Below are 24,786 nucleotides of genomic sequence, written 5' to 3'. Positions count from 1 at the left end.
CTGAAGCAATGCTGTGCAGATGAAACGACGACTTTCCGAGATCGATTGCGAGCAATTCGAATGTCATGACTTCCTCCTTTGGTGGCCTTTCATTCTGAAGGTTCGGAGGGAGGCGTCCATCCCATAACATGCGCACCGCGATCGACAAGGTCGGCCGTGGCAAGGAGCGCGACGTCAATGTTCGCTTCCTGGCGATGGCCAGCCACTATGTGTTCGAGCCCGAGTTCTGCAATCCAGCTTCAGGCTAGGAGAAAGGACAGGTCGAGAAGAATGTGCAGGATGCGCGTCACCGCTTCTTCCAACCTGTTTCGCGCTTTCCATCGCTGGATGCCCTGAACGACTGGCTGGAGCTTCGATGCAAGGAATTCTGGGCAAAGACTCCGCATGGACAGATGCGTGGCACGATCGCCGACATCTGGGCGGAGGAAGCTTTGGCATTGATGCCTGTTACCCGCCCGTTCGACGGCTTTGTCGAGTATACGAAGCGGGTCACCCCGACCTGCCTCGTCCATCTGGAACGCAATCGCTACAGCGTCCCGGCGTCCTTCGCCAATCGACCAGTGAGCCTTCGCGTCTATTCAGATTTGTGAGGAGGTGACTAGGATCACCGCGTAAGCGCTGAGCCGAACGAAATTTCGCGCCAACCCGCCATAACTCGAGCCGCGGAAAATTCTCACCTTTTTCCGATTTTAGGCAGCATGGAAAGAACTCATACCACCCGCTCAACATTGTTGCTGGAGCTTAGAGCGCGAAGCGAAACGCTGGAGGCGGTCGTTGATGCCGCTCGGGCAGGAGCGGACGCAATTGTCCTTGAGGCAATTGCTTCGGATCCAATAACCGTTGACGCGCTGTCGGGCTTCGAAGCCACCATTGATGTGAACCTGCGGAATAGCACGTAAACGAGATAAGCGGAGGAACCCTGCCCTCCGATATCAGTTATCAACCCTGATATATGGAGGATAAAATGACGGGTCATCGCGCTCAGTGGAAGGGCCACTTGAAGATTGGCGAACTCAGCTGCGCGGTAGGCCTATATACGGCTGCTTCGACCTCAGAGCGCATCAGCTTCCACATGATTAATGAGGTGACAGGCAACCGTCTTAAGCGCGAGTTTATCGATAGCGACACCGAGGAATTTGTCGATCGTGACCAGCAGGTCAAAGGTTTCGATATTGGCAATGGCGAACACATAATGATCGACCCTGAAGAGGTCGCGTCGGTTGTCCCCGACTCTGACAAGATGCTCGAAGCTGAGGCTTTCATCCCATGCGGCGATATCGATGACGTTTACTTCGACAAGCCTTATTATCTGGTCCCCGTTGAGGACGAAGATATGGACGCTTTCACGAGTATACGTGATGCCTTGAGCAGGACAAATGCAACGGCCATTGCTCGGACCGTGCTTTTCCGACGGATGCGAACAGTGCTGATCAGGGCACATGGAAAGGGGCTGATCGCGACAACGCTCAACTTCGACTACGAGGTGCGCTCGTCGAAAGAAGCCTTCAAGGACGTGGCAAAGATAAAGGTCGAGAAAGAGATGCTCGATCTCGCTAAGCACATTATCGGATCAAAGAAAGGCGACTTCGATCCTGCAAAATTTGACGATCGCTATGAGGCCGCTCTCGCCGCACTTGTGAAAGCCAAGGCCGAGGGCAAAGCGATCCCGAAACCCAAGCCTGTGAAGGTCTCCAAACCCAATGATCTCCTGAAGGCGCTCCGGGAAAGCGCAGGCTTGGGAAAAGGCTCGAAAACCACAAAGCCGAAGGCCGCGAACGCCAATAGCGGAAAGAGGTCAGCTTCGAAAGCTTCCAGCGGCCGAGCAAAAACCACTCAGAAAAAAGCGAGCTGATGCCATGGCACCGCGTCGACCCTATTGGAAAGGCTATCTCAAGCTTTCTCTCGTCACCTGCCCTGTCGCTATGACGCCAGCGACGTCGGACTCTGAGAAGGTACGCTTTCATACGCTCAATAAGGAGACAGGTAATCGCGTCGTTTCTCAATACATCGACAGTGTTACCGGTAAGCCAGTTAAGGACGAGCATGAGGCAAAAGGCTATGAACGTGGCGAGAGCGATTATGTCATTTTGACCGATGACGATCTTGAAGCAGTCGAGTTAGAAACCGTCCGGACGATTGATATTGAGAAGTTCATTCCTCGCGGAAGCGTCGAATGGGTTTATTTAGAGAAGCCCTTCTATGTGACCACAAATGATAAAATTGGGGATGAAGCATTCGCCGTGATCCGTAAGGCAATGGAAGCGGAGGATGTTGTAGGAATATCAAAGCTTGTTCTTGGGCGTCGCGAGCGAGCAGTGGTCTTGGAGCCGCGAGGTGAAGGGATTGTCCTGTGGACGCTTCGTTTCGGCGACGAGGTGCGACCCGAAACCGAATACTTCACTGAGATCGACAAAAAGTCTGATCCGAACGGCGTCACGGCGCTCGAGAAGGTGATCAAGAAGCGTTTAAAAGATTGGTCGCCTGTGATGGTGTCCGACCCTATTCAAAAAAGCCTGTTGAAACTCATCGCTCAGAAGAAGAAAGCTAAGAAGCCCGCCAAGAGGGCTCCCAAGTCCAAAGCGCGTGAAACCGACAAGAGCAACGTCATCGACATTATGGATGCCCTTAAGAAGTCGGTGGCCAAGGAATTGAAATCTCGGAAAGCAAGCTGACCGACGCTGCTTGATGGAGGTGTTTGAATATTCGACGGGAGAGATGCTTGCACTATGCGGTCGTAGACATCGGCTCCCCGAAGCAAGGCAATCTCGGGTGGTGGGTCACTGGTCCGTTCATTGAGGACGGCGGGACGGATCCTGACAAGATGATTGCGGCGTTGACCGAAGCCGTCCACACAACGAATACCGTGGCGGTGTCGTGGAAAGTGCAGCCGTATCTCGGACGCAGTCAGAGCCGTAACGGAAGAGTTATCCTTGAGCCTTCCCCTCAAGATGTCGAATGCAAGGTGACTCGCGGACCGAAACGTGAGGGGCGCAGCCATGTAGACACCCAAGTGCCCGCCATCCAGCCTTTCTGCGTACATCAATGGATCTTCGCCGAACTCGTTATTGGAAATCGACAGCGCTGAAATCTTTTGAGTTCCTTCGCGGCCATCGATCTTAAATGTGATTTCGAACCGCGGCGGTTTCGCCATGACGATGAACGCAACTCTGATGGTCGCCCAAATTTTTGCTTAGGCGAGATCCGTACTCTCTCGCTTCGCGCAGACGGATCATTCGAGATCGCATACCCGCAGAAAACTGATGGATGAAGGTTTGGCCGTTAGCGGAGGCAATATCAATTGATTCGATTTCGCCGGATGCGAGCGCCTCCAAGGCGTCCAATATGTCGAGTGGAAGGCTGAGGGAGCGAGCGAACAAATTCATCGTCCCAGCCGGAACGACGCCGAGAGCTTTCCCGCTTTTCCATGCGCATCGAGCAGCCGCTGCGATGGTACCATCTCCTCCTCCGGCAACTATGCAATCGATCTCGGGTCGATCAGCTGCTTCCCCAAGAGCTTCGACAACTTTATCGCCACTCACTATGCAGCAGTCTATCTTGTGGCCAGCCGCAGAGAAGACCTCGACAACTTTAGCCTCAAAGGCCGACATATCTGTCGTCTTGAAAGTGCCCCCATCGCGATTAAAGACTGCAACGATATCCATCTTACCCGTCTACGACTCAAGGTTCAGAAAGAATCCGGGAGTGGCAATACTAAGACAGAGAGAACTGAATAATGAGAACCCGCAGGCGATACGTTTTCTCATAAAGCCAGCAGCCCGACCTGACACATCGAGCCGCTGGCTGGAAGGCTGTGAGCTTCACATGTCCACCTTGGCGTTATCACCCATGTTAGGACGTGCGCTCGACACAGCAGCAGCTGCCATTTTGATGTAGCTGACAACGGTACCCGGACTATCCCAATATTCCGCAGATGCAGGAGTGACTTTCAAGATCCTTATTGATGGATCTTCTGGATTATCCCACCAAGCTTTGGCTGGCGTTGCCCATAGATCGCGGATCTTCTCACGATCGTTTTGAACCTCGGCTGGACCCGAGATCGATACGTATTTTTGACCCTTCGTATCTGCGAACGCCAAGCACACGTTCGGATGGCGGGAGATCTCCTCGTCCTTGTGGCTAGCAACGTCCGTTAGAAAATAGAAGGCGTTCTCTTCTCGCTCGCTATAAGCTGACATAGGGCGCGCTCGCAAGTCGATCCCACTTTGCGTGGTCAGCATGCAGAACCCGATCTTGTCAGCCAGATCCCAAACTCTCGAAATGTCATCGTCGTGATGGGGCATTTATAATCTCCTGATGTTCCGGGGCTGAAACGAGAGGAGAACTCGAAATGTTCCGTCTGGAGATCGCGCCGCAGCTACGATACTTGAGCCAACTTTAGAGAGACCGCACAAAGAGCGGACGCGCTGAACGCCAGGCAAGGTTCGAGCGCGCCTTCGAAAGCTCGGGTAGCGGATCGACGCGCTGACAGCCTTATGCCCTGGACCCGGATTATCCCACCCGCTTGGACGTCTTCTCCAGCCGCGCTATAGCTTCCTCCAGTGATCGCTGGCTGTCGCAATAGTCCTGCCACGCTGTGCTGTCTTTCATGATGCTTGGCACTGTCCGTATCGTGAAGCGTTTCGGGTCGAGACCTTTTTTCACTTGGCTCCAGTTAAGCGGCATCGAGACGGTCGCGTCTGGCCGAGCACGAGGCGATAAAGGAGCGACCGCCGTCGAGGTTTTATCGTTGCGAAGGTAATCCAAGAATATGCGGCCGCTCCGTTGGGCCTTGGACATTTTGATCAGGTAAAGCTCCGGGTTGTTCCGGGCCATCGCCTGGCAGACATCACGAGCGAAGGCTTTTCCTGCATTCCAGTCGAGCTTCTTGCCTTTTGGCACTGACAGCGGCGTTACCACATGAAGTCCTTTGCCTCCCGTGGTCTTGCAGAAGCTCACCAGTCCCAGTTCTTCCAGGCGGTCCCGAATTTCCCGTGCGCCCTCAATAACTGTGTCGAAACCAACATCGGGACCAGGGTCAAGATCGAATACGAGACGTCCAGGAACCTCCGGTTGATATGGCTCACAGTTCCAAGGGTGAAGCTCGGCACCCCCGATTTGCGCAACGGCCGCCAATCCTTCTACGCGATCGATTTGCAGGTACGGCTGTTTGTCCCCGGATATCTGGACCTGCTCGATCAGGTTCGAGGTTCCCTGCATCGCATGGCGTTGGAAAAACTGTTCACCTTCGATTCCGTCTGGCGCTCGGATGATCGAACAAGGTCGCCCTTTGATGTGATCGATGAGCCATGGGCCGACTGCCTCGTAATACTGGGCGAGGTCGACCTTGGTGACAGGTTTGCCGTCTAAAGCGTTGGGCCAAAGCTCCTTGTCCGGGCTGGAGATGAGAACGCCCATGACATCAACCTTCGCACCCTTACGCAGTCGTGAGGGATTATTCTTTATAGATGGAGACGGCTTCGGTGTGTCATCAGGCTCAGGCGTGTCGACCTCGTCAGGCTCGGCAGGCCTTTCGGCTTCTACCTCTTTCGCAGGCTTGTCCGCTCTCAGGCCCTTGAACGAGGCCTGGCGCACCTGCCCGTCCGCCGTCCAACCTGCAAATTCTATCTCGGCGACGAGTTCCGGCTTCAACCAAACGATGTCAGCCGACTTCTTGGGCGCTCCAATCCCAGTGAATGGCGACTTGGACGCCTTGACCTTCTGCAGTTGTGGCAAGATCTGATCGACAACCTTTGCGCCGTAACCTGTGCCAACCCTGCCTACGTAGACGAAGTGATTTCCGCGATAGACGCCGACCAGAAGAGATCGGAACGCTCCATTCGTCGTCGCGTAAGCCCCGATCACCACCTCATGCCCTGCCCGGCATTTAGACTTCGCCCAGGTGTCCGTTCGGCCAGATGAGTACGGAGCATCACCTTTCTTTGAGACGATACCCTCCAGGGACAGGCGACATGCCGATTTCAGCACGGCATCGCCACCGGTTTCGAAATGCTCGACAAACCGTAAGCGAGGATTCTCTCCCGCGTCAGAAAGCAACTCGGCCAGGCGCTCCTTACGCTCGGTTAGCGGGCGATCCCTTAGGTCGGCACCACCATCAAACAGCAAGTCGAATGCAAAGAAGACAAGATCGTCCGTCTTACCTTCCGAAAGTGCTGCCTGCAGAGCGGCAAAATCTGGTGCCCCGTTCTCGTCCAGAGCACATATCTCGCCATCGATAATTGCGTCAGGTAGTTCTGCTCCAGATTTTGCAATTGCTGGAAATTTTGCTGTCCAACCCAGTCCCTTGCGGGTCTTTAATGTGACATCCCCGCCCTCAATGCGCATCTGTATCCGATACCCATCGAACTTGATTTCGTGTATCCATCCTTTCGCGGACGGGGGCCGCTGCAAGGTCTCGCACAGCTGGGGTGCGATGAAATCGGGCATCCGTGTTGAGGGAGCATGCTGCTTTGACTTCGCATCCGACTTGGCCTTCTTCAACCCTGCGGTTGTCTTGACACCTTCCGCTCGTTCGTCGGCCGCCAGTCCTTCGCTGCTATCCCAGACGGCGTCGGCTTGAACGGCACCACCGGTGGTCATAAACGGTTTCGGCTTCTTTCCTTTTCCGGCGGCGATCGTTTCCATCGTCCTGCCAGACGCAACGGATGTGACATTCTCCTCGAGGATAGAGCCACCATCCGCGTCAACCGAGTAGTCGTCACTATGTTTGATCAGGAGCCAATTGGTCCTCTTCTCGCCCTCGCGGCTGCGCATCCGAACCAGCACAAAACTGCCGTGTAAGCGCTCCCCTTCAAGCGTGAACTTGAAGTCGCCTTTCGCCAAAGCCTGCTCCGGGGTCTTATTGCCCTCTGATTCCCAATAGCCGCGATCCCAAAGCATGACCGTACCACCACCATACTGGCCTTTTGGGATCGTGCCCTCGAAATCGCCGTAGTCAAGAGGGTGATCCTCGACCTCGACGGCTAAGCGCTTGTCCTGGGGATCAAGCGAAGGCCCCTTGGTGACGGCCCAGGACTTGAAGACCCCGTCCATCTCGATGCGGAGATCGTAGTGGAGGCGCGTCGCGTCATGCTTCTGGACCACGAAGCGACGACGGTTCGATGACTTTACCTCAACCTTCCCGCTCGGTTCGGCGGTTTTTTTAAAGTCCCGCTTGGAGCGGTATTTGCTCAGATTGTCAGCCATATTCGGGTCTCAACTCCGTAGGGACTGAATATAGACGGCACGCTTGGTTTTGCGAGACTTCAACTCGTAACAACATCGGTTGCGCCCAATTCATTGAAAGCGGCTAGAACACTCTCTTCCTGATCGGCGGCAACGTCGGCAGATACCTCAATATCTGACAACAGCGATCCATCACCTCGCGCATCCTCGTCCACCGTCTCGGCGTCTCCGCCGCTGATTTTGGTGCCGGAGGAATTGTGCGAACCGCTGGTTTGTACAAAGATGTCCGCATCGCTAGAGCTGCCGCTACGATTTGGTCCTCGCTGGATCCTGGATCAGCAGACATCCTGACGGTGATGAGATCATTCCCTTCACCCTTGAACTCCACGGTGACGGTCGTGTCTGTGGTCTGTGCGACATTTATGTTCTTCAGCAGCATCGGACTAATCCTTTAACGAGGCTGGATAGGCATGCATTTCTTGAAACTCGTATCGATCTAAGAATCGATCGGTCTTGCCCGGTTCGTCATCGGGGTGAGAGATCTTCACATCAACATCAGAAGGCAGGGTCATAGCCTGCTCAGCATTCATTATCCCTAGCGCGATGACGCCGTGCTGCATCTCCGCAACAACCTCTACAACCTTGCGATCCATCGCTGGCCTCCATCGTGAGATGTCCGCTTCCTGAACTACCAGCTGCACTCGGTGGTTCCCTTGCTTGAGAGGGTGAAGTTGAGCCGGAACGATCGTCAGCTGCACTGGTTGTGCTAGTTCAATGGAGGATTTCAAAATGGCAACCACAACACCAAGTGACGGCGCTCCGGGCACAACCGATCAATCTCCGCGATGGGAAGGGCCTCAAGAAAACAAACCCCGCGGTTACATGAAGGCGAAGGACGATCCAGATCGGGATGAGGATGCAGTTGGCGAAACGAATGCCAACCCGCAGAAAACTTAGCGTGTCCGACGCCCTCAAGACGAAGGATAATCCAGATGCCGAACCCTGAAGACGATGCCAAAGGTCAATATGCTCCATCGCTCTAAAAGCTCGCGCTAGCCTGCCCAATTCGGTAGTGTGAGCGGAATGCGGGGTGCCAATCGACTTGGAGGCACTCTCATCGTCGCGAAAGCGATACGGCTGGTATAGCGGATAGAGCGGAAGTCTGAAGAGTTGTCGAGTTTACGAGACGGCTTCCGAAAGGAGCCCTGTTGATGGTTCTAGCAGTGCTTCGTCGCCGTTTGTGAAGTTAGACACTCAACGCATGCGTTTTCGGATGCTGCCCCTTTGCTCAATGAAAGCGGAACAAGTCGCCATTCATCTTTTCGTCGGGTCCGCCAAGGGCTTGCCAAACAAGTCGACAGGCACTGGTGAACTGATGCGCTTATCATTGCTGCCATCCGATAGGCGTCCGCCGAATGATCTAGCGCTGTTTGGCCGTCCAGACCACAGCACTAACTCGACCTTCTCTCCCGCCTTGATATCCCGATGCGCAATGAAGTAGCCGCGATGATCTGGAGCGCCCTCATGTCCAGCCTTTTCATTTTCAAAAAGGCTGACATCGCCTGGCTTTGCCTTGTAACGCATTCCAAGATCCCTCGGTCGTATGTCTGTCTCGATACAGGAGATAGCGTTTGGCCCGCACTCGACAACTTGTGACATGCGCGAACTAGCAACGGGTGCCATGCCTTAATCATCGAACGGTTGGACGCCCCATCCATCGTGAGTTCCCTCCGAATTCATTTTGCGGAACAGAGTGCCTCATCGCCAGTTCATAATGCGGCATGAGGAGCAAGCTGATGAATGTTTCACACACACGAGTAGTCCACGAAGGCGCTGGAAAATGGACCGTTGATTTCATCAGTGATGATGGTGAATCTGTCTCGGTGAAAGTCACTGACGATAAGCTGGCCGAGGAGGAAAAGGTCATCGATCACGCCAAGCGCATCATGAGCGATTTTTCCGACTAGGTCGATCTCCTCGTGGGGATCGGCGAGACCACCTTGGATGTCGATAACCTAGCTGGGGCGTCATTGAATTGAAGATTGCCACTTACAACGTGAATGGGATCAACGGCAGGTTAGATATCCTGCTGCGGTGGCTCAAAGAAGACAAACCGGATGTAGTCTGCCTTCAGGAGCTGAAGTCTACGTCATTTCCGCAGAAAGAAATCGCCCGTGGTGGCTACGGCGCGGCTTGGCACGGCCAAAAGTCCTGGAACGGTGTCGCAATCCTGGTGCGGGACCAGGAGCCCCTCGTCACGCGCCGCGGCTTACCAGGCGATCCAGATGACAGTCAAAGTCGGTATATCGAAGCTGCGGTCGATGGCATCATAGTGGGCTGCCTATACCTTCCGAACGGAAACCCCGCCCCTGGGCCGAAATTCGACTACAAGCTCAAATGGTTTGGCCGCCTCCACAGCTACGCTGCCGATCTATTGGACCTTGATATCCCGACCGTTCTCATCGGTGATTTCAACGTGATGCCGACGGAGCTCGATGTCTACAAACCGGAACGATGGGTCGATGACGCGTTGTTCCGACCAGAAGTCCGCCAAGCTTATGCTGACTTGCTCCAGCAGGGATGGACAGATGCAATCCGGCATTTGCATCCCGACGAGCGGATTTACACCTTTTGGAAATACTGGCGTAACAGTTTCGAGCGCGATGCGGGTCTTCGGATCGACCATTTCCTCCTGTCACCTACTGCCGCGCCGTGGCTCAACTCTGCATCGGTGCGCAAGAAGCCTCGGGGTTGGCCACATACAAGTGACCACGCACCTGTGGTGATCGAAATAGATGTCCCGGGAGATGCAAACCCATGAGAAACACACGGCTTCAGTCAGCGCTGCAGAGTGAGATCTCACACTGGTTTAACACGCTGGAACCCGTCGATCCTGAGGACATGATCGGTTTGTGGAAGGGATCAGGCCACCTGTCTGGCCACCCTTTGGATGGAGTTCTTGAAAATCTGCACTGGTTCGGGAAGCGTTTTCATCCCGATATGCGTGCCGACGCACTTTTGTTCGAAGGTGATCCAGGAAAGATAGTCGCAATTGAGCCTGCCCTTTTCCCCATTCGCTGGGCAGTGAGGTTTGCTGGGTTCGGAAGGACGGCCCGCGCCTTAAACCTCTTCTCTCATCTGCGACCGCGGCTCAGAGCGAGGGGAACGACAGCCTCTCTCCAGCGGCGAATGGATGAAGGCGTTCTGACTGCATCAATGGTGTATGATCGGCAGCCAATAATTGATTATTTCCGTCGCGCAGACGACATCGTGTACGGTAAGATGGTAGTTAATGGGGATCCCCGCCGATACTTCTTCAGGCTATGGAAGGTCCAACAGCCCGGGTGACAAGCTCTTCTGCCGCTGAGGTATAGGGAGAGTCAGAAGGTCAGGGCATTGACGGCCATCACGATCGGTAAGGCAGATGCGGCAATCACCGCCATCCAGGCTATCAGGAACGTACCTATATAGACGCGGCGAGCTTTCCTCGCATTCCACTCGTAATACACGCACACTCTCCCAAAACATGGCGGAGTATATGAAGCACCGCTAAATCGAGGTGTGAAATGGCGCAGCAGTTACAGTACGTTTTTAATGGGAGTTGGGGTCAACGCTCTCGATGGATCGCAACTCCTTTGACCTCAGTCCAGGGATGCATGCGGCCCTCATATATAGAGCGCTGGGGTGCCGGAAATGTAGGATCAGCAAATGCGCCGACAGGTATGGCATAGACACCAGGCGTATCCTCATTCTCGTAGTAGACCGTTGACCCACAATCCGGACAGAAATGATAACGCGCCCACATACCGCTATCTCCGGTCCTCTCGTACAGCCGAGAACTTCCTTCGACTGCTACATCCGTTTTTGCGTATCGGGCTTGGACTGCAAAGGCACTTCCAGTTCGGCGCTGGCACTCTAGGCAATGACAGACCGAAACCCTCTGCGGCTCCCCATGGCATTCTGCCCGTAGCTGTCCGCACCTACACTTTGCTACCCGCAGAGACATATTGGACCTCATCAGCGAAACGGTATCTCAAGACTTCTCCTTGAGGGCGCTCGGTCTATGCGCCGCCTTTGCTCCAGATTTAGAGCTCTCAACAATGATCTGAGGATTTGCCTTGGAAGCCGTTACCTCGTGTCCCTTGATTTTCGTTGGGCTGGTTTGCTTCTTGATCACTTTGCCAGTCGTCTCACCTTGGCTCGTTTCCCACGCCACGGTATCGCCCTTCTTCAGATCCTTTACCACACTGCCTCCTCCATGATATCGGCAGCAAACATCTCAGAGGATCAAATGGTTCCGTTGAAGTGCTTGTCGCTCTGATGAGCTATCCCACTATGTAGGACATACCCACAGAGCGTGGGGCGGTTTCCTTGAGACCAAATTGTTCATTGAGCGTGTTGGCGGGCACGTCCGCGATCAAGCTCACATACGCTGTCTCTGGTAGCGTCGTGTTCACATATTCCATGATTGCCGTCATGATCGCCTTACCAAGCCCGCGACCCTGGTGATCTGGCTGTACTGCAATATCGGTGACCTGGAAAAAGCAGCCGCCATCGCCGATCAATCGACCCATTCCGACCACCTGACCATTAATCACTACGACCACAGCGAAGACAGTTCCCTCAAGCCCGATATCAGCCGCTGTCCTCGAAAATGGCGTCAAACCAACTGTTCTGCGGAGACGCATGTAATCGTTGACGTCGGGCGTTCTCTTGTGGTGGTCATATATGTCTTCCCATGTGCACGCTCGGGGTACAGCCTTATAGCTGCTCATTCAATTCCTTGAGCAACTTCCTGCGTTCCCGCCTGCGAGTGATCTGGCGTGTGAGTGCTTCGGATGCTCGAATTGCCGATCCGCTGTCGGACTTCGTGAGGTCGAATTTCCGCGTCGCGCCGATCAGTAGGTCCTCAGAGCCGTAGATGCCCAGGATCGTAATCTCGATGTTTTCTGCCACTGAATCGAGTTTGCCCGTAAAAAGTTCGCCCGCTTCGATCGCGCTGGCCTCAGCATACTCGATGATGCAGTCGAAAGTCCCCATGTCCGCCATTGTCCCGGGCTGTAACGGGCCCTGGCGCGTCATTCTTTGCCAGCCAGTATCGATTCCTGATTGGCGGATGTCCTCTGCATCTGTGATGTATGCGGTGTAGGTGTGGTTCTCAGTTATAACCTTTGCGACGACGCTTTGAATGTGCACGGGCTCCCTGCTCATGTTTGTCACCAGACAATGAGCGTTGAGTGCCCGCCCCTCGCCGTGGTTGATAACGAGCATTGGTTTGACCTGTCTTCGATGCCCACCGACGAAGATCTGGAGGTAAACTGCCCAGATGCAAAGTGTCCCAATACTGGCCGCAGCGGAGACGACGGGTGCGCTTGCTTGCAGTAGCTCTATCATTCGGAATTCCTGTCTTGAAAATCAGCCTAGATGTGTGCGGAGAAAATCCAGGCCGAACCGTGCGCCCATCATTGAGATCGTATGACCAACACCCGGTTCAATCTTCAGATCAACCTCGAAGCCAGCCGCTTGGAGCAGAGAGGCGGCAAGGGTAGATGCAAATGGTGGGATCGTTCGATCATTCTGTCCGTGAACCAGAAGAACCGGTGTACCGCTACCGTCGGAAGAAACCGGGAGGGGTGGGAGAAGGCCGGAATAGCCGATTAGCGCGCCGACTTTCCATCTGCCAGACGCAATAGCGTCGAGAGCGACAATCGCGCCCTGTGAGACACCGACAAACGCGACTCGATCAAGTGCCTCTTCGTATCCCTCGCGATTGATGATCTGAGCGACCGTGCGATCGAATGCATTACGTATTTCGGCGAGGCGGTCAGGCCGGAGTTGATTCCCGTCGACTTGAAACCAGAGGCGACCAGGTCCGACGGCTTTGCGAAACGGCGCATCTGGCGTGGCGAACCGGGTTGTGGGTAAGCTCTTCTTCCAGGTGGTTGCGAGTGGCATCATCTGCGCACCTGAAGCACTTATGCCGTGGAAAAGAATGATAAGGTCCGTTGTCGGTGGCAAGCTTGCTAACTTTCAATGTGAGATCAAAAGACAGAGGGCGCTCAACCCTTTGCGGGGAGCGCCCTCTTCGACCCGATAGAAGCGGCGCAGCTTTCGTCACGCCGTCTCGTCATCAATCACGGGCTTGAACCCAAGATGATGGTTCAAGCTCCAGATTACAAATCAGAGCCGTGCGGCCGTCGTTTCGAACCAGGCGCGGTGACGGACCTCGTCCTGATGGGCCTTCATGAAGAACGCCTTGGTTTCCGGCGTGGCTTCCTCATTCTGCGAGGCACGCTCGTAAGCGGTGACTGTGTCGTCTTCGTTTGTCTTCATTGCCTTAAGGATGGTCTTGTCGCCGAACATGTCCGCGAGCGCAATCTTGCCGGTTGTCAGCATCTGCTTCATGTCGCCTTCATCCGGAGCCTCTACGCCAGCCTCGACAGCGATCTCGCGCAGAGTCGTCAGGTGCTGTAGATGGTCTTGGTGGAATTCGGCCACCTTTGCGCTCAGCGTTTTGTCGTCGAGGCGTTTCATCGTGGATTCGTAAGCTGCGATAGCATCGTGTTCGAGGTAGATCAGATCCTTCACGAGTTTTCCGAAATCGCTCTCATTACCAACCATGGTGACCATTGTTTTCTCCCTTTTCCAACGAGGCAAGGGAAAGACTTGATGGCTCAGCACGTTCCATACGTGAGGATCACCGTACGGAATCGTACGATCGGCTCGTCTCAGCAACCCGAGCCTTTCAGAAGGGTTCTATTAGCGCCGCCGCGTAACCGGCAATTGGATCCCTCCAGCGGAGTGCATACAAAACTGGATCTCGCGGCGGCACAGGTATTGAACATGAAGTGTGCCAAGGATTTGAGGAGGTCGAAATGGCGAATGAGAAATCACCTGCGGTTAACGGGCTGGAGCGTGAACAGGCACTGCAAAGATCTGCTAGTGCTCTGGATGAAGGACTGGCGGAGACGTTTCCAGCGTCCGACCCAGTGTCTGCCACCACAACGGCTATCCCTTCAGGAACTGGGCTGGAAGCGAAGTCCGATGCGCCGCGTGTCGACCAAGCTCTTGAGTCGATACTTAACCATCGAGATGATCCCTATGTTGAGCCGCGTGAGCATCTCGCTGCACTCAGGGACGAGGCAGAAAGCCTGCAGTATCGAGCGGCCGACAACATCAGAGATAGTATCCGACGTAATCCCTGGCAGGCTGTTGGGATTGCTGCCGCAGTTGGCTTCATCGTCGGGATTACCCGGTAACTGACAATATCATCAATAAGGCCGCCCATTGCCGACGTGGGTGGCCGATTTGCTCTCGCTACCTTATTCACTTATCTGCCTTGTCATAGCGAGCGGCGACCGCCTCGACTTGAGAGCGATTTTCGAGTGACCGAGCGAGCGTGTCGTCACTGAAGGTGCATCGCTGAGCAGCCTCGACGCCATCGAAATGTGCGCAGCCTGTAATGCGCGGCCAGAAAATCTTCCATGATCTGCTAGTGAGAGTTTGCTGATCATCACCCATGTGTCTAATCACATCTCGACATCCGCTTAAGAAATCCTTCGAAGAATGCGAGACGCTCTAAGCCCGTCGCTGTCGATTGCTCGATAATTAAACGGCCCTCGCGCAGAATCGTGCCCGTTTTCTCTACCAAGGTGGCGATAACTTTTGGCGGGGTTCCCGAGGTAAAGGCGACCGCTAGTGCCTTCGGGCCCGCATCCAATTTTGACATGCCAAGGCGGCCTGCAGCAATCTGTAGCCGGTGCAGACGCAACAGTATCGAGACCTCTTCGGGGAGTTCGCCGAACCTATCTTCAAACTCCTCCTCGAGGCCATCAATTTCCTTTACGGACAACGCGCGCAGCAACCTGGCATGAAGATTGAGCCGGACTGCGGCATCCGATACGTAGTCCTTAGGAATAGAACCAGTTGCGCCGACATTGACGACAGCACGGTCAGCAATTCTGGCTTTTTCTTTGCGAATACAATTCAATGCCCTCTCAAGCAGGTTCTGGTACAGGCCTATCCCAATTGCTCTCACGTGCCCGCTCTGATTATCACCAACGACATCGCCTCCACCGCGCAAGTCAAGATCACGCATGCTGATGGCGAGCCCAGACCCTAGACGATCCTGCTCGACCAAGGTCGACAACCGAGCATGTGTTGCTTCGCTCGTCTCGCCGTCCTCCCCGGTCAGGAAATACGCGAAACCCTGCGCTCTCCCCCTCCCGACGCGTCCACGCAACTGATGAAGCTGAGAGAGCCCAAATAGGTCAGCGCGCCAAATAAATATGGTATTTGCACGCGGGACATCGATGCCATTTTCGATGATATTCGTTGAAAGCAGAATGTCACCATTGCCATCTGAAAAGCCGACAATAGCTTCGTCTATCTCCGCTGCGGGCATCTTGCCGTGCGCAATTCGAACTTTCAATTCTGGAACAAGTCTCGAAAAGATCGCCTCGATTTCATCAATGTCCTCAATGCGCGGAACAACAAGGAAACTCTGACCGCCTCTGCGAAACTCTCGCATCAATGCTGATCGCATAGCTGCACGATCGAAAGTTGTGAGAAATGTTCGGACCGGTCGACGTTTGGACGGTGCTGTACGCAACACGTTGACATCCTGGATACCAACCATCGCAGATTGCAGCGTGCGAGGAATGGGCGTTGCCGACATCGTCAACGTATGGAGCGAGGATGCTAACGCACTCATCGCTTGCTTTTCCCTGAAACCAAACCGGTGCTCTTCGTCAACGATCAAAAGCCCGAGGCGAGCGAAGATGACGTCTTTTGCCAGGATCGCCTGTGTCGCAACGACAATGCCGATCTCGCCATCGGCAAGTCCGGCTTTCACCCGCTTCGCCTCACGTGAACTGACGAGACGGGAGAGCATCGCCACGGCAACACCAGTTTCCGCGAAACGCCGTTCGAGAGTCATAAAATGCTGCCGCGCGAGTACGGTCGTTGGTGCGATGATGACGACCTGGCCGCCGGCGTGTGCCACGGCGGCAGCGGCCCGCAACGCGATTTCGGTTTTGCCGAAGCCGACGTCGCCGCAGATCAGCCTATTCATCACTTTGCCAGAAGCGAGATCAGACAGGACGGCCTTGATTGCCACCGTCTGGTCGACCGTCTCGATATAGGGGAAGCGGCGCACGAACTGCGTATAGGCTGCCCGAGGCGGGACGAAGGTCTCGGCGCATGCCGTACGCCGACCCTTCGCTGTTTTCAGGAGATGGCGTGCAGCAGAGCCCATATCCTTTGCGATCTGGGCCTTTTTCTTGTCCCAAGCATCCGTATGAAGGCGATCCAGCTTTACGGCGTCCGGATCGGATCCATACCGCCAGAGTTTACCGAACTCCTCGGTCGGTAAAAGAAGAGACGCGCCGTTATGGTATTCCAGCCGGGCCGCGTCCCGTACAGACGCTTCGACGTCGATCCGTTCAAGACCAGCTAGCAGTCCGACACCATGATCTTCATGAACAACCACGTCCCCGATCTGCATCTCTGGTTCGGCCAGTATCGGCACGTTCGCAACGGATGCTGTTTCATCATTTCCGGCTGTGATCAGGATGACGTCCTGAATAGCGTCGACAAAGCCATCTTGTAAATCGCCCTCGAGCTTTAGAAAGGATCCCGATTTGGCCCTGAGGACCTCCTCCCATCCGGCTACGACTGAGGAGTTCTGCCCTGCCGCCTTCGCGATCCGCCGGCAAAGCGCCTCTAGTGGGCGACCGCGTCCCACAACCACGACCTTGCAGCCGTTCTGCATGCCCTTCGCGCAGAGTTCGACACGTTTCCTGCGCAGGTCATCGGAATTTGCCCCCACGTCGATCGCATTGCCGCCGGACAGATCGAGGTTGGCTTGCGACAAGGCCTGGAGCTGCCCGATCCACTCCACACGTTCGAGATAGATAGAACGACGACCCGCATCCTCCACACCGCCGATTTTCTCCAGCGTTTGACGGGCATCGTCAATAAGATCAAAATATTCCTCAACACGTTCGTTCCATCCCGGTTCGAAAACGATAGGGCACTGCCCAATAATGTCAAAAACTGAAGGCATCACGTCGTATAGGCGCAGGAGAGACCGCTCAATGCGGTCAGCCGGAGAGCCATCTTCCGCTCTACTGTCGGTTGGGATCGCCTCCGACGCAGGACCAAAGACGATCGATTCAAGAACTGTGTCTGTCCTCTGTGTCTCCGGGTTGTATGATCTGAGTTCAGTGACGGAACCTTCCTCCGAGAGCAGGATCCGCATCGGAAATGCACCTCCCGCGGGAAAAATGTCGATAACTTCGTCACGGATCGCGAGCTCACCCGGTTCATCAGCAACGCCTTCGAGCGCATAACCCGTCGAGCGCACGAACATCTCGAAAGCTTCCCGGTCGAACTGCTCGCCGACCTGTAGCTCGTAGCGGCTGCTTTTGATGACTGGCGAGGGAGGGACCCGCTGAAGTGCTGCGTCTAGCGACGTGATAAGCAACTTGGGCCGATCGGAGCTCTCGCTCCAGACCCGCAAAGCATCCATCCGCCTTCCCATGCACTGCCTCGAGGGAGGGACACGATCATAAGGCAGGCAATCCCATGGCGGCAGGTGAACCACGTCGACAGTGGGACACAGGCATCGGACCGATCTCATGAGGCGTTCAGCAGAGCTCTCGCTGAGAGCGACGTAGCAAAGCGATGTGCCCACACATTTGAGCCAATCATCGAGACGTGTCGCAACGAAGGGAGCTGGCTGCCTGATAATCGGCCTTTCAGCACTGTGAGAAGATGACTGTGTGAGATTTTTGACTTCGCAGTCGATGACGCGCAACTGAGGACTCCGCCTGATGGCACGGCGATTTGCCGTTTTGCGCAAACAAAGAAAGCGAGCGCTTGTTCCGCTAGCATTCGAAGGTCACCCTTCGCCAAGCAGTCCGTTTGGTATGCCAAGGTAACGAGACCTATTCAATCAGAACCATTTTACCGGCGGATAAAGCTGGCAAACTGTTCGCCGACAGCCGCGTATGTCGATAACGAATGGGTCGAGAAAAAATTTCGACCAAAAAGCTCGCCCTGTGAGCGAGAGATGGCGCGAAGAATGGTGCCCTACGAAGAATAAATGGTCGCGCCGTGATTGAGACGAAACAAAAGATAGCTATGACCGTTAACGGGCGCCATTTCAACGAGGTCCCCGATGTCTCAACGCACTCTGCTTCAGTTTTTCCATTGGTACACCTCAGACGGAGGCGGTTTATGGAAGGAATTGGCAGAGAAGGCAAAAAGCCTTGCGTCAATGGGCATTACAGATGTCTGGTTGCCACCGGCCTACAAAGGGTCGGCTGGCGGCTTCTCCGTTGGTTATGACACCTACGATTTGTTCGACCTCGGCGAATTCGAGCAAAAGGGAACGGTCGCAACCAAGTATGGTGACAAAGCCGCGCTCGAACATGCCTGCCGGGCGCTGAATGAGAACAACATAGGCGCGATCCATGACGTCGTCTTCAATCACAAAATGGGAGCCGACGAAAAAGAGACGGTCCACGTTCGCCGCGTTCATCCCGACGATCGCAATCAGATCGAAGATGACGTGTTCGAGGCGCTCGCCTATACACGCTTCACCTTTCCGGGACGCGACGGCACGCACTCGAAATTCATCTGGGACCAGAAATGCTTCAGCGGCGTCGACGTCATCGAAAACCCCGATGAAAGCGGTGTTTTCCGGCTCGTCAACGAGTATGGTGAAGGCGAATGGAACGCCGAGGTCGACGACGAACTCGGCAACTTCGACTATCTGATGGGCGCCGATGTCGAGTTCCGCAACAAGGCCGTCTACGAGGAACTCAAGTATTGGGGCCGTTGGCTGTCGGAACAGGTCCGTGTTGACGGCTTTCGCCTCGACGCCGCCAAGCACATTCCTGCTTGGTTCTTTCGTGACTGGGTCGGGCATATGCGCCAGGCAGTGAAAGAAGATATGTTCGTCGTTGCTGAATACTGGCATCCGGACATGGGCACGCTGAAGAGCTATCTCGACCTGGTTGACCATCAACTGACCGTATTCGACGTCGCTCTCCATCATCGCTTCCATGAGGCGTCGAAAGCCGGCGCCTCTTTCGACATGCGGACGATTTTCGACGGATCGCTCGTGTCCGTGCATCCCAATCACTCTGTGACGATCGTTGAAAATCATGACACCCAGCCGCTCCAGTCGCTTGAAGCCGCCGTCGAACCCTGGTTCAAGCCACTCGCATATGCGCTAATCCTGTTGCGAGAACAGGGCGTGCCTTGCGTATTCTACCCGGACCTTTACGGAGCCAGCTACACGGACGACAAGGACGGCGAACCTCGCTCAGTCGATATGCCGGCAATCGGATGCCTGCCAGCGCTCATTAACGCAAGGAAGCGCTTTGCTAATGGCCCACAGACGGATCTCTTCGACGATCCGCATTGCATCGGCTTTATCCGCCACGGCGCCCAGGACGCGCCCGGTTGCGTGGTTGTGATGTCGAATGGCGAAGGGGGCGAGAAACTTGCTGATCTTGGTGCGGCCTACGCTGGCAAGACCTATGTCGACGTCCTTGGTCATCACCATGCTGAGATCGTTGTCGGTGACGATGGCAAGGCGAGTTTCCCGACAAATAGCGGTAGCGTCAGCGTCTGGATCGACAACAAAGTAATGTGACGAGCCTATGCCTCGTAACGGGGCAGACTGAGATTGTAGCCGTTCTGGCCGTGGCTCTGGAAACGAAAAGGTCGGATGGCGGTTAGAGTGCCGAACCGATTGGACAATCGCCATGACACAGATGAACAGCGTACCGGACCTCTCCTCGCCAATTTTAGGTTGGAATGATCTCGACTACCTGGTCGAGGCGCACGGGATAGACCCGATGCGACCAACGCCTGACGGGCCGGACATAGCGATTTCGCAGGTGACCAAGGCGAAACTTCTGCATGCGCTGAATGTGGACATCTCCGGTGACACCTTATCAAGGGTTGAAGCATCCGAACCGCAAGCGCATATCTCGGAAGATCCGAGCGCCTGCTTTGTTCCGGAATTCCTTTCTAGCGAACGGGTATGGGGTATCAGTCTCCAACTCTATGAGTTGCGCTCTGCAAGGAACTGGGGGATCGGCGATTTCAACGATCTTCGGGTCATGATCGATTTGGTCGCATCGGTCGGCGGTGATTTCATCGGATTGAACCCACTTCACGCACCTTTTCTTGCTGATGCCGGACGCTGCAGCCCCTATGAGCCGTCCAGTCGCCTGTTCCTCAACCCGCTCTATATTGCGGTCGATAAGTTACCGGGCTTCCAGTCAGATCCGGAACTACGGCAGGAAATTGCCGCCCTGCGTGCTACCGATCTGGTTGCCTATGAGGCGGTCGCGTCTACCAAGCTTGCAGCTCTGCGTTCGTTATGGGAGCGCTCCGCGCTCGATCACAGCGACGACGGCGATCTGGCCGAGTTTCGATCCTTCGTCCACAACGGCGGCGAGCCTCTTAGACGTCACGCACTCTTCGAAGCACTATCGGCGCGTATGGTCGAGAACGGGTACGCGGCTGGCTGGCAGGCATGGCCAGACGAATTTCGGGATCCCGGATCAACGGCGGTTCATTCCTTCGCCGAGGATCATGACGACGACGTTCGATTTCATATCTGGCTGCAGTGGGTCACCCATCGCCAACTTCAGGACGCGGCAAATCATGCCCGAGCCGCCGGTCTGCGGATCGGCTTGTACCTTGACCTCGCGGTGGGCGAGGCGCTCGACGGTTCGGCCACGTGGAGTGAGCGCGGCGTCTATCTCAATGAGGCGACGATTGGCAGCCCACCGGACCCATTTGCTCCAAGTGGGCAGGACTGGCATCTCGCGGGGTTCCAGCCTTCGCTTATCGCCGCCGGTGAAAACTCCCCATTCGAACGGATGGTTACCGCTTCCATGCGATATGCAGGGGCAATCAGGATCGACCACGCCGCGGCGATCCGACGGCTGTTCCTGGTTCCGATCGACGGATCGCCGGCCGAAGGCGGTTATGTCCGCTATCCGCAGGAAGATTTGATCAGGATCCTGGCGGATACGTCCGCGCGACATCGCTGCATCGTCATCGGCGAAGATCTCGGCTTGCTGCCCGATGGCCTTCAGGACGACCTCGCGGCAGCAAAGATCCTATCCTACCGGATTTTGTCCTATGAGCGCGATGACAATGGCTTCAAGCCGGCCGCTGACTATCCAGTACTCGCACTTGCCTGCATCTCGACTCATGACCATCAGACGTTGGCCGGTTGGTGGCGTGGTGCTGATATCGCGCTGCGGGCAGAGTACGGCATCGTTTCACCGAATCTGACAGAGCAGCATCAGGCTGAGCGCCGGCGCCAGAGGCGACAACTAACCGAGGCGATTGGCGACGTGCGGGCTGACAATATCGAAGAAAACGCGACTGAGGCTGCCTTACACGACCTGACCATCAGGGCGCATCGGTTTATCGCCAGGACCCCGAGCAAGCTTGTTGCTGTGCGTCTGGCTGATTTGACCGACGAACAGCGACCGACCAACGTCCCGGGCACAAGTGGCCGCAGCTACCCAAATTGGAGGCCAAAGATTTCTGTAACTAGCGAGAGCCTGCCCGGGTCGTCTTCACTCACTGCGATAGCGTCTGTAGTGAACGAAGGCAGAAAGCTTCGTCTGGAAAGCGTCGATACCGCGGGACAGCGCCACGCTTCCGAAAACCGACGCGAAGAGAGCAACACGACGGATGCCCAGCGGCTCGAAGCAGTTGTGGAGAAATATGCCGCGAAAATGCCGCGCCCCCTCGCGCGTATTGTCCGATGGATGCGAAAACCGGACCTGCGATGGGTCCGCATGATCGCGGGCATCCTGCTTGTATTATGCGGATTCATCGGGTTTCTTCCCATCCTTGGTTTCTGGATGGTCCCGCTTGGTTTGATGATCCTTGCGCAGGATAGCAAATGGCTGCAACGTCCGACGCTCAGGGTCGTCACGTGGATCGAGAGAAAGTTCGGATGACAAGCGAGCGTCGATACTCGCGAAAACAGTTATATGCAGCCTCATACCTCGCGCAGCCGCACCCACGCAGATCCATTTTCGTGGAACTCCATCACCTGCAGGCGGGAACATTTGATAACTTGCTTACCGTTGGCCGATCTTGTCTATGATCGACCTCTACCAAAGACCGATCCGCAGCCTATGTTCTTAAATCAACAAAAAATCGCAGCCATCAGCGACCTTTCAGTCTGATTGGAGTTATTGGCAGGCAACCAAACTTCGACGGGTAAAATGTATGCCGCTTGCCAACCCGGATTGCCGCCGGCTCTTTCGAGATCACGACTGGTCCACCTCACCCTTGGGGAAGATGGATCAATGGAGTGTCGAGCTGAAGACACTTACCAACGTCATGCTAGGTTCCCTGCAGCCGATGCTCATGGTTTGGGGGCCGTCTCAGGTAACTCTGTACAACGATGGCTATGCGGCCATGTGTGGGAACCGACATCCGGATGCCTTCGGCCAGTCCTTCCAATCGCTCTGGCACGATATTTGGGAAGATGTTGAGCCTATCATCACTGCTGCCTATCGCGGTGAAGGCACATCGATGGATGACATCCAGTTCACGATGTATCGAAATGGCTATCCCGAGGAGACCCATTTCGCGTTTTCATATACGCCGGTCCGAGATCCCTGGGGCACCGTGCTCGGAATGTTTTGCGCCTGCACAGAGATAACGACTGAGGTGATGACCCGCCGAGCGGAAAAGACTCTGAGAGACCGGTTCATGCAGGTCTTCGAACTTAGCCCGGGTGGGATCGCGATGCTGGCGGGTCCTGAGCATAGGTTCGAATATGCAAATGAAGAATATTACTCGATGATTGGCGCTAGCCGCGACATCATCGGCAAAACTGTCGCAGAGGCTGTCTCCGAAGTCGTGCGGCAGGGATTCATCGGCATCTTGGATAGCGTATACCGCACAGGTGAAGCTTTTGTCGCCCGGGCTTTACCGATCGAGCTCAACCGTGGTCCAGATGGGGAAATGCAGCGGCGGCTGATCGATCTCGTCTATCAGCCCATGCGAAACGACGCGGGTGCCATTAACGGCATTCTCGTTCAGGCCCGCGATGTGACTGAACTGCGCGCTGAAGAGGCACGACAAGAATTACTTTCCCACGAACTTGGCCATCGGCTGAAGAACCAGCTCGCCATGGTTCAAGCTATCGCATTTCAGACCTTGCGAAATGCACCGGATATCTCGACGGCCCGTAAACGACTATCCGAGCGCATTTCCGTTTTGAGCGACGCTCACGACACTATCCTCGAAGGAGGTCGGGGTGCCTCGACCGTCCGACAACTCGTAGATCAAATGATCATTCTGCACGACGATCCCGCCCAGCCGCGGATTCGTATAGTTGGCCCAAATCTCAAAGTTGGCTCGCGCCCGGCGTTGTCGGTGTCGCTGATTTTGCATGAGCTGGCGACAAACGCGCTGAAGTACGGTGCGCTCTCGTCACCTGAAGGCAGCATCGATATCAGTTGGCGGGTCGCTGGAAACGCGAAAGATCGGTTCGAGATGGAATGGCAAGAGGTCGGCGGACCGCCGATCACCAATCCATCGAAGCAGGGATCGGGAACGCGGCTTATCTCGGCTGGCCTGAATGGCACCATCAACAGCAACGTGAAGATGGTCTACGAACCAGACGGGCTTAGATGCTTCATCACTGCTGATCTGGAAACCTTTCAGAGGGAGCATTGATGAGCACCACCATTCTTGTCGTCGAAGACGACGGGCTTATTCGAATGGATCTTGCCGATACGTTGGCCGATCAGGGTTTCGCGATTCTGGAGGCCGGCAATGCAGATGAGGCAATCGAGATTCTGGAGCAGACCCCTCTGATCCATGCCTTGGTGACAGATATCGATATGCCGGGATCCATGAATGGGCTTGAGCTAGCGCGACATGTGGCGGAAATCCGCCCCGACTGCGCAATCGCCGTGATTTCTGGTCGATACTCACCGTCGCAAGGTGCATTGCCCGCCAAGGCAAGATTTCTATCCAAACCCGTAACCGAGGAAGTCGTGGCACACACCCTGAAAGCGCTCGGCGTTATGTAGCCCTCCTGTACGGTATCGCACCAGAATGTGTTGTTTCATGTGCCGAGCCTATATTCGCCACAAGAGAATTCGTTGAGCTTCGCAAAACGTATATCGAGAAATCAAACATGAGCATCGCGCGCGTGGACAAGTTTCAACAACCGACCAGGCCCTTGGATTGAGAGTGAGCGCTCGGCGGCTCTTCACGCCCACGGCGTTCTGGATACTCCCAAACAAACAGACTTTGACGAGCTAGCCTCAGACATCTGTGGCGCACCGATTGCCGTCGTCAACCTGATCGATACAACCCGACAATTCTTCGAGGTCGAAGTAGGGCTTGGTGTTCGTTCGATGCCGCTCGAATGTGCGATATGCGCGCATGCCTTGCTTGAGGAAGATGTGATGTTCATCCCCAACGCGACGAAAGACCCGCGTCGTGAGTGCAATCCGCTGGTAACCGAAGCGCCGCATTTGCGTGCATATGCCGGCGCGCTATTAAAAGCAGCTGGCGGACTCAGTGCCT

25 protein-coding genes and 3 pseudogenes are annotated in these 24,786 nt (G+C 55.2%); 13 read left to right on the top strand and 15 right to left on the bottom strand.

Features of this window, described 5'->3' with window-relative positions; all coding sequences use genetic code 11:
* Positions 1–125: 125 nt before the first annotated feature.
* The 4 genes and pseudogenes from JNB91_RS26915 to JNB91_RS26900 form a co-directional block, all read left to right on the top strand.
* Positions 126–584, top strand: a pseudogene (locus tag JNB91_RS26915) (Mu transposase domain-containing protein); the annotation flags it as partial.
* Between the two features lie 380 nt (positions 585–964).
* Complete coding sequence (gene ku, locus JNB91_RS26910) at positions 965–1,852, top strand: non-homologous end joining protein Ku (protein WP_220328549.1); 888 nt, start codon at positions 965–967, stop codon at positions 1,850–1,852.
* A 4-nt stretch (positions 1,853–1,856) separates the two neighbouring features.
* Positions 1,857–2,672, top strand: coding sequence for a non-homologous end joining protein Ku (ku, locus tag JNB91_RS26905; RefSeq protein WP_220328548.1), 816 nt, complete (start codon positions 1,857–1,859; stop codon positions 2,670–2,672).
* Between the two features lie 47 nt (positions 2,673–2,719).
* Entirely contained in the window at positions 2,720–3,085 is a 366-nt protein-coding gene (locus JNB91_RS26900) for a hypothetical protein (RefSeq protein WP_220328547.1), read from the top strand.
* Between the two features lie 31 nt (positions 3,086–3,116).
* Here the strand turns inward: JNB91_RS26900 and JNB91_RS26895 are convergent, their stop codons facing one another.
* The 5 genes from JNB91_RS26895 to JNB91_RS26875 form a co-directional block, all read right to left on the bottom strand.
* Complete coding sequence (locus JNB91_RS26895; RefSeq protein ID WP_220328546.1) at positions 3,117–3,662, bottom strand: diacylglycerol/lipid kinase family protein; 546 nt, start codon at positions 3,660–3,662, stop codon at positions 3,117–3,119.
* 156 nt (positions 3,663–3,818) lie between these two features.
* Positions 3,819–4,301, bottom strand: coding sequence for a pyridoxamine 5'-phosphate oxidase family protein (locus tag JNB91_RS26890; protein ID WP_220328545.1), 483 nt, complete (start codon positions 4,299–4,301; stop codon positions 3,819–3,821).
* A gap of 208 nt (positions 4,302–4,509) precedes the next feature.
* Positions 4,510–7,203 carry a DNA ligase D gene (gene ligD / locus JNB91_RS26885; protein ID WP_220328544.1) on the bottom strand — a complete coding sequence of 898 codons (2,694 nt, stop codon included), beginning with the start codon at positions 7,201–7,203 and terminating at the stop codon, positions 4,510–4,512.
* Between the two features lie 103 nt (positions 7,204–7,306).
* Positions 7,307–7,621: a hypothetical protein gene (locus tag JNB91_RS26880; protein ID WP_220328543.1), complete on the bottom strand. Its 315-nt coding sequence runs from the start codon at positions 7,619–7,621 to the stop codon at positions 7,307–7,309.
* Between the two features lie 4 nt (positions 7,622–7,625).
* Positions 7,626–7,835 (bottom strand): hypothetical protein, encoded by a 210-nt coding sequence (locus tag JNB91_RS26875; protein WP_220328542.1) that lies wholly within the window; start codon positions 7,833–7,835, stop codon positions 7,626–7,628.
* A gap of 136 nt (positions 7,836–7,971) precedes the next feature.
* Here JNB91_RS26875 and JNB91_RS30950 point away from each other — a divergent pair.
* Positions 7,972–8,188, top strand: a pseudogene (locus tag JNB91_RS30950) (hypothetical protein).
* 308 nt (positions 8,189–8,496) lie between these two features.
* On the opposite strand, the gene JNB91_RS26870 reads toward JNB91_RS30950, so the two are convergent.
* The gene (locus JNB91_RS26870) at positions 8,497–8,766 is read right to left on the bottom strand and encodes a hypothetical protein (protein WP_220328541.1); all 270 of its coding nucleotides are present in this window, start codon (positions 8,764–8,766) and stop codon (positions 8,497–8,499) included.
* Between the two features lie 212 nt (positions 8,767–8,978).
* Between JNB91_RS26870 and JNB91_RS26865 the strand changes: the two genes are divergently transcribed.
* The 3 genes from JNB91_RS26865 (at position 8,979) to JNB91_RS26855 (ending at position 10,530) form a co-directional block, all read left to right on the top strand.
* The gene (locus JNB91_RS26865; RefSeq protein WP_220328540.1) at positions 8,979–9,149 is read left to right on the top strand and encodes a hypothetical protein; all 171 of its coding nucleotides are present in this window, start codon (positions 8,979–8,981) and stop codon (positions 9,147–9,149) included.
* A gap of 68 nt (positions 9,150–9,217) precedes the next feature.
* Positions 9,218–10,003, top strand: a complete 786-nt coding sequence (gene xth / locus JNB91_RS26860) for an exodeoxyribonuclease III (RefSeq protein WP_220328539.1) — start codon at positions 9,218–9,220, stop codon at positions 10,001–10,003.
* A complete protein-coding gene (locus JNB91_RS26855; RefSeq protein ID WP_220328538.1) occupies positions 10,000–10,530 on the top strand; it encodes a GXWXG domain-containing protein in 531 nt (176 codons plus the stop codon). Before xth ends, JNB91_RS26855 begins: the two co-directional genes overlap by 4 nt.
* A 32-nt stretch (positions 10,531–10,562) precedes the next feature.
* On the opposite strand, the gene JNB91_RS31265 is transcribed toward JNB91_RS26855, so the two are convergent.
* From JNB91_RS31265 to JNB91_RS26825, 7 genes are all read right to left on the bottom strand, one after another.
* Positions 10,563–10,691, bottom strand: coding sequence for a hypothetical protein (locus tag JNB91_RS31265; protein WP_262928033.1), 129 nt, complete (start codon positions 10,689–10,691; stop codon positions 10,563–10,565).
* 98 nt (positions 10,692–10,789) lie between these two features.
* Entirely contained in the window at positions 10,790–11,188 is a 399-nt protein-coding gene (locus JNB91_RS26850) for a GFA family protein (protein WP_220328537.1), read from the bottom strand.
* A 27-nt stretch (positions 11,189–11,215) separates the two neighbouring features.
* Positions 11,216–11,428: a hypervirulence associated TUDOR domain-containing protein gene (locus tag JNB91_RS26845; RefSeq protein WP_220328536.1), complete on the bottom strand. Its 213-nt coding sequence runs from the start codon at positions 11,426–11,428 to the stop codon at positions 11,216–11,218.
* A gap of 79 nt (positions 11,429–11,507) precedes the next feature.
* On the bottom strand, positions 11,508–11,957 hold the full coding sequence (locus tag JNB91_RS26840) for a GNAT family N-acetyltransferase (RefSeq protein WP_220328535.1): 450 nt from the start codon (positions 11,955–11,957) through the stop codon (positions 11,508–11,510).
* On the bottom strand, positions 11,944–12,576 hold the full coding sequence (locus tag JNB91_RS26835; protein ID WP_220328534.1) for a hypothetical protein: 633 nt from the start codon (positions 12,574–12,576) through the stop codon (positions 11,944–11,946). Before JNB91_RS26835 ends, JNB91_RS26840 begins: the two co-directional genes overlap by 14 nt.
* Positions 12,577–12,597: 21 nt before the next feature.
* A complete protein-coding gene (locus tag JNB91_RS26830; RefSeq protein WP_220328533.1) occupies positions 12,598–13,200 on the bottom strand; it encodes an alpha/beta hydrolase in 603 nt (200 codons plus the stop codon).
* A gap of 162 nt (positions 13,201–13,362) precedes the next feature.
* Positions 13,363–13,812, bottom strand: coding sequence for a DUF892 family protein (locus JNB91_RS26825; RefSeq protein ID WP_220328532.1), 450 nt, complete (start codon positions 13,810–13,812; stop codon positions 13,363–13,365).
* 245 nt (positions 13,813–14,057) lie between these two features.
* Between JNB91_RS26825 and JNB91_RS26820 the strand changes: the two genes are divergently transcribed.
* Entirely contained in the window at positions 14,058–14,441 is a 384-nt protein-coding gene (locus JNB91_RS26820; protein WP_220328531.1) for a glycine zipper domain-containing protein, read from the top strand.
* Positions 14,442–14,707: 266 nt separating this feature from the next.
* Here the strand turns inward: JNB91_RS26820 and JNB91_RS26815 are convergent, their stop codons facing one another.
* On the bottom strand, positions 14,708–17,713 hold the full coding sequence (locus JNB91_RS26815; RefSeq protein ID WP_223218406.1) for a DEAD/DEAH box helicase: 3,006 nt from the start codon (positions 17,711–17,713) through the stop codon (positions 14,708–14,710).
* 651 nt (positions 17,714–18,364) lie between these two features.
* Between JNB91_RS26815 and amyA the strand changes: the two genes are divergently transcribed.
* From amyA to JNB91_RS26795, 4 genes and pseudogenes are all read left to right on the top strand, one after another.
* Complete coding sequence (gene amyA, locus JNB91_RS26810) at positions 18,365–19,849, top strand: alpha-amylase (RefSeq protein ID WP_220328530.1); 1,485 nt, start codon at positions 18,365–18,367, stop codon at positions 19,847–19,849.
* Positions 19,850–19,970: 121 nt separating this feature from the next.
* Positions 19,971–21,839, top strand: a pseudogene (malQ, locus tag JNB91_RS26805) (4-alpha-glucanotransferase); the annotation flags it as partial.
* Between the two features lie 625 nt (positions 21,840–22,464).
* On the top strand, positions 22,465–23,925 hold the full coding sequence (locus JNB91_RS26800; RefSeq protein WP_220328529.1) for a sensor histidine kinase: 1,461 nt from the start codon (positions 22,465–22,467) through the stop codon (positions 23,923–23,925).
* Complete coding sequence (locus JNB91_RS26795) at positions 23,925–24,284, top strand: response regulator (RefSeq protein ID WP_220328528.1); 360 nt, start codon at positions 23,925–23,927, stop codon at positions 24,282–24,284. Before JNB91_RS26800 ends, JNB91_RS26795 begins: the two co-directional genes overlap by 1 nt.
* Before the next feature lie 237 nt (positions 24,285–24,521).
* On the opposite strand, the gene JNB91_RS26790 is transcribed toward JNB91_RS26795, so the two are convergent.
* Entirely contained in the window at positions 24,522–24,734 is a 213-nt protein-coding gene (locus JNB91_RS26790) for a hypothetical protein (protein WP_220328527.1), read from the bottom strand.
* Positions 24,735–24,786: the final 52 nt, after the last annotated feature.

Source organism: Aliirhizobium wenxiniae, assembly GCF_019511445.1.
GTDB classification, from domain to species: Bacteria; Pseudomonadota; Alphaproteobacteria; order Rhizobiales; family Rhizobiaceae; genus Neorhizobium; species Neorhizobium wenxiniae_A.
Note: the sequence above shows the minus strand (reverse complement) of the source record. Positions and strands in the feature narration are given on the sequence as shown.

What these genes read in the sequence shown, in the direction of transcription:
- ku (WP_220328549.1), top strand. Translation starts at nt 965, where the DNA reads ATGACGGGTCATCGCGCTCAGTGGAAGGGCCACTTGAAGATTGGCGAA.
- ku (WP_220328548.1), top strand. Translation starts at nt 1,857, where the DNA reads ATGGCACCGCGTCGACCCTATTGGAAAGGCTATCTCAAGCTTTCTCTC.
- JNB91_RS26895 (WP_220328546.1), bottom strand. Translation starts at nt 3,662, where the DNA reads ATGGATATCGTTGCAGTCTTTAATCGCGATGGGGGCACTTTCAAGACG.
- JNB91_RS26890 (WP_220328545.1), bottom strand. Translation starts at nt 4,301, where the DNA reads ATGCCCCATCACGACGATGACATTTCGAGAGTTTGGGATCTGGCTGAC.
- ligD (WP_220328544.1), bottom strand. Translation starts at nt 7,203, where the DNA reads ATGGCTGACAATCTGAGCAAATACCGCTCCAAGCGGGACTTTAAAAAA.
- JNB91_RS26880 (WP_220328543.1), bottom strand. Translation starts at nt 7,621, where the DNA reads ATGCTGCTGAAGAACATAAATGTCGCACAGACCACAGACACGACCGTC.
- JNB91_RS26875 (WP_220328542.1), bottom strand. Translation starts at nt 7,835, where the DNA reads ATGGATCGCAAGGTTGTAGAGGTTGTTGCGGAGATGCAGCACGGCGTC.
- JNB91_RS26870 (WP_220328541.1), bottom strand. Translation starts at nt 8,766, where the DNA reads ATGCGTTACAAGGCAAAGCCAGGCGATGTCAGCCTTTTTGAAAATGAA.
- JNB91_RS26865 (WP_220328540.1), top strand. Translation starts at nt 8,979, where the DNA reads ATGAATGTTTCACACACACGAGTAGTCCACGAAGGCGCTGGAAAATGG.
- JNB91_RS26855 (WP_220328538.1), top strand. Translation starts at nt 10,000, where the DNA reads ATGAGAAACACACGGCTTCAGTCAGCGCTGCAGAGTGAGATCTCACAC.
- JNB91_RS26850 (WP_220328537.1), bottom strand. Translation starts at nt 11,188, where the DNA reads ATGTCTCTGCGGGTAGCAAAGTGTAGGTGCGGACAGCTACGGGCAGAA.
- JNB91_RS26840 (WP_220328535.1), bottom strand. Translation starts at nt 11,957, where the DNA reads ATGAGCAGCTATAAGGCTGTACCCCGAGCGTGCACATGGGAAGACATA.
- JNB91_RS26835 (WP_220328534.1), bottom strand. Translation starts at nt 12,576, where the DNA reads ATGATAGAGCTACTGCAAGCAAGCGCACCCGTCGTCTCCGCTGCGGCC.
- JNB91_RS26825 (WP_220328532.1), bottom strand. Translation starts at nt 13,812, where the DNA reads ATGGTCACCATGGTTGGTAATGAGAGCGATTTCGGAAAACTCGTGAAG.
- JNB91_RS26820 (WP_220328531.1), top strand. Translation starts at nt 14,058, where the DNA reads ATGGCGAATGAGAAATCACCTGCGGTTAACGGGCTGGAGCGTGAACAG.
- JNB91_RS26815 (WP_223218406.1), bottom strand. Translation starts at nt 17,713, where the DNA reads ATGGATGCTTTGCGGGTCTGGAGCGAGAGCTCCGATCGGCCCAAGTTG.
- amyA (WP_220328530.1), top strand. Translation starts at nt 18,365, where the DNA reads ATGTCTCAACGCACTCTGCTTCAGTTTTTCCATTGGTACACCTCAGAC.
- JNB91_RS26800 (WP_220328529.1), top strand. Translation starts at nt 22,465, where the DNA reads ATGCCGCTTGCCAACCCGGATTGCCGCCGGCTCTTTCGAGATCACGAC.
- JNB91_RS26795 (WP_220328528.1), top strand. Translation starts at nt 23,925, where the DNA reads ATGAGCACCACCATTCTTGTCGTCGAAGACGACGGGCTTATTCGAATG.
- JNB91_RS26790 (WP_220328527.1), bottom strand. Translation starts at nt 24,734, where the DNA reads ATGCGGCGCTTCGGTTACCAGCGGATTGCACTCACGACGCGGGTCTTT.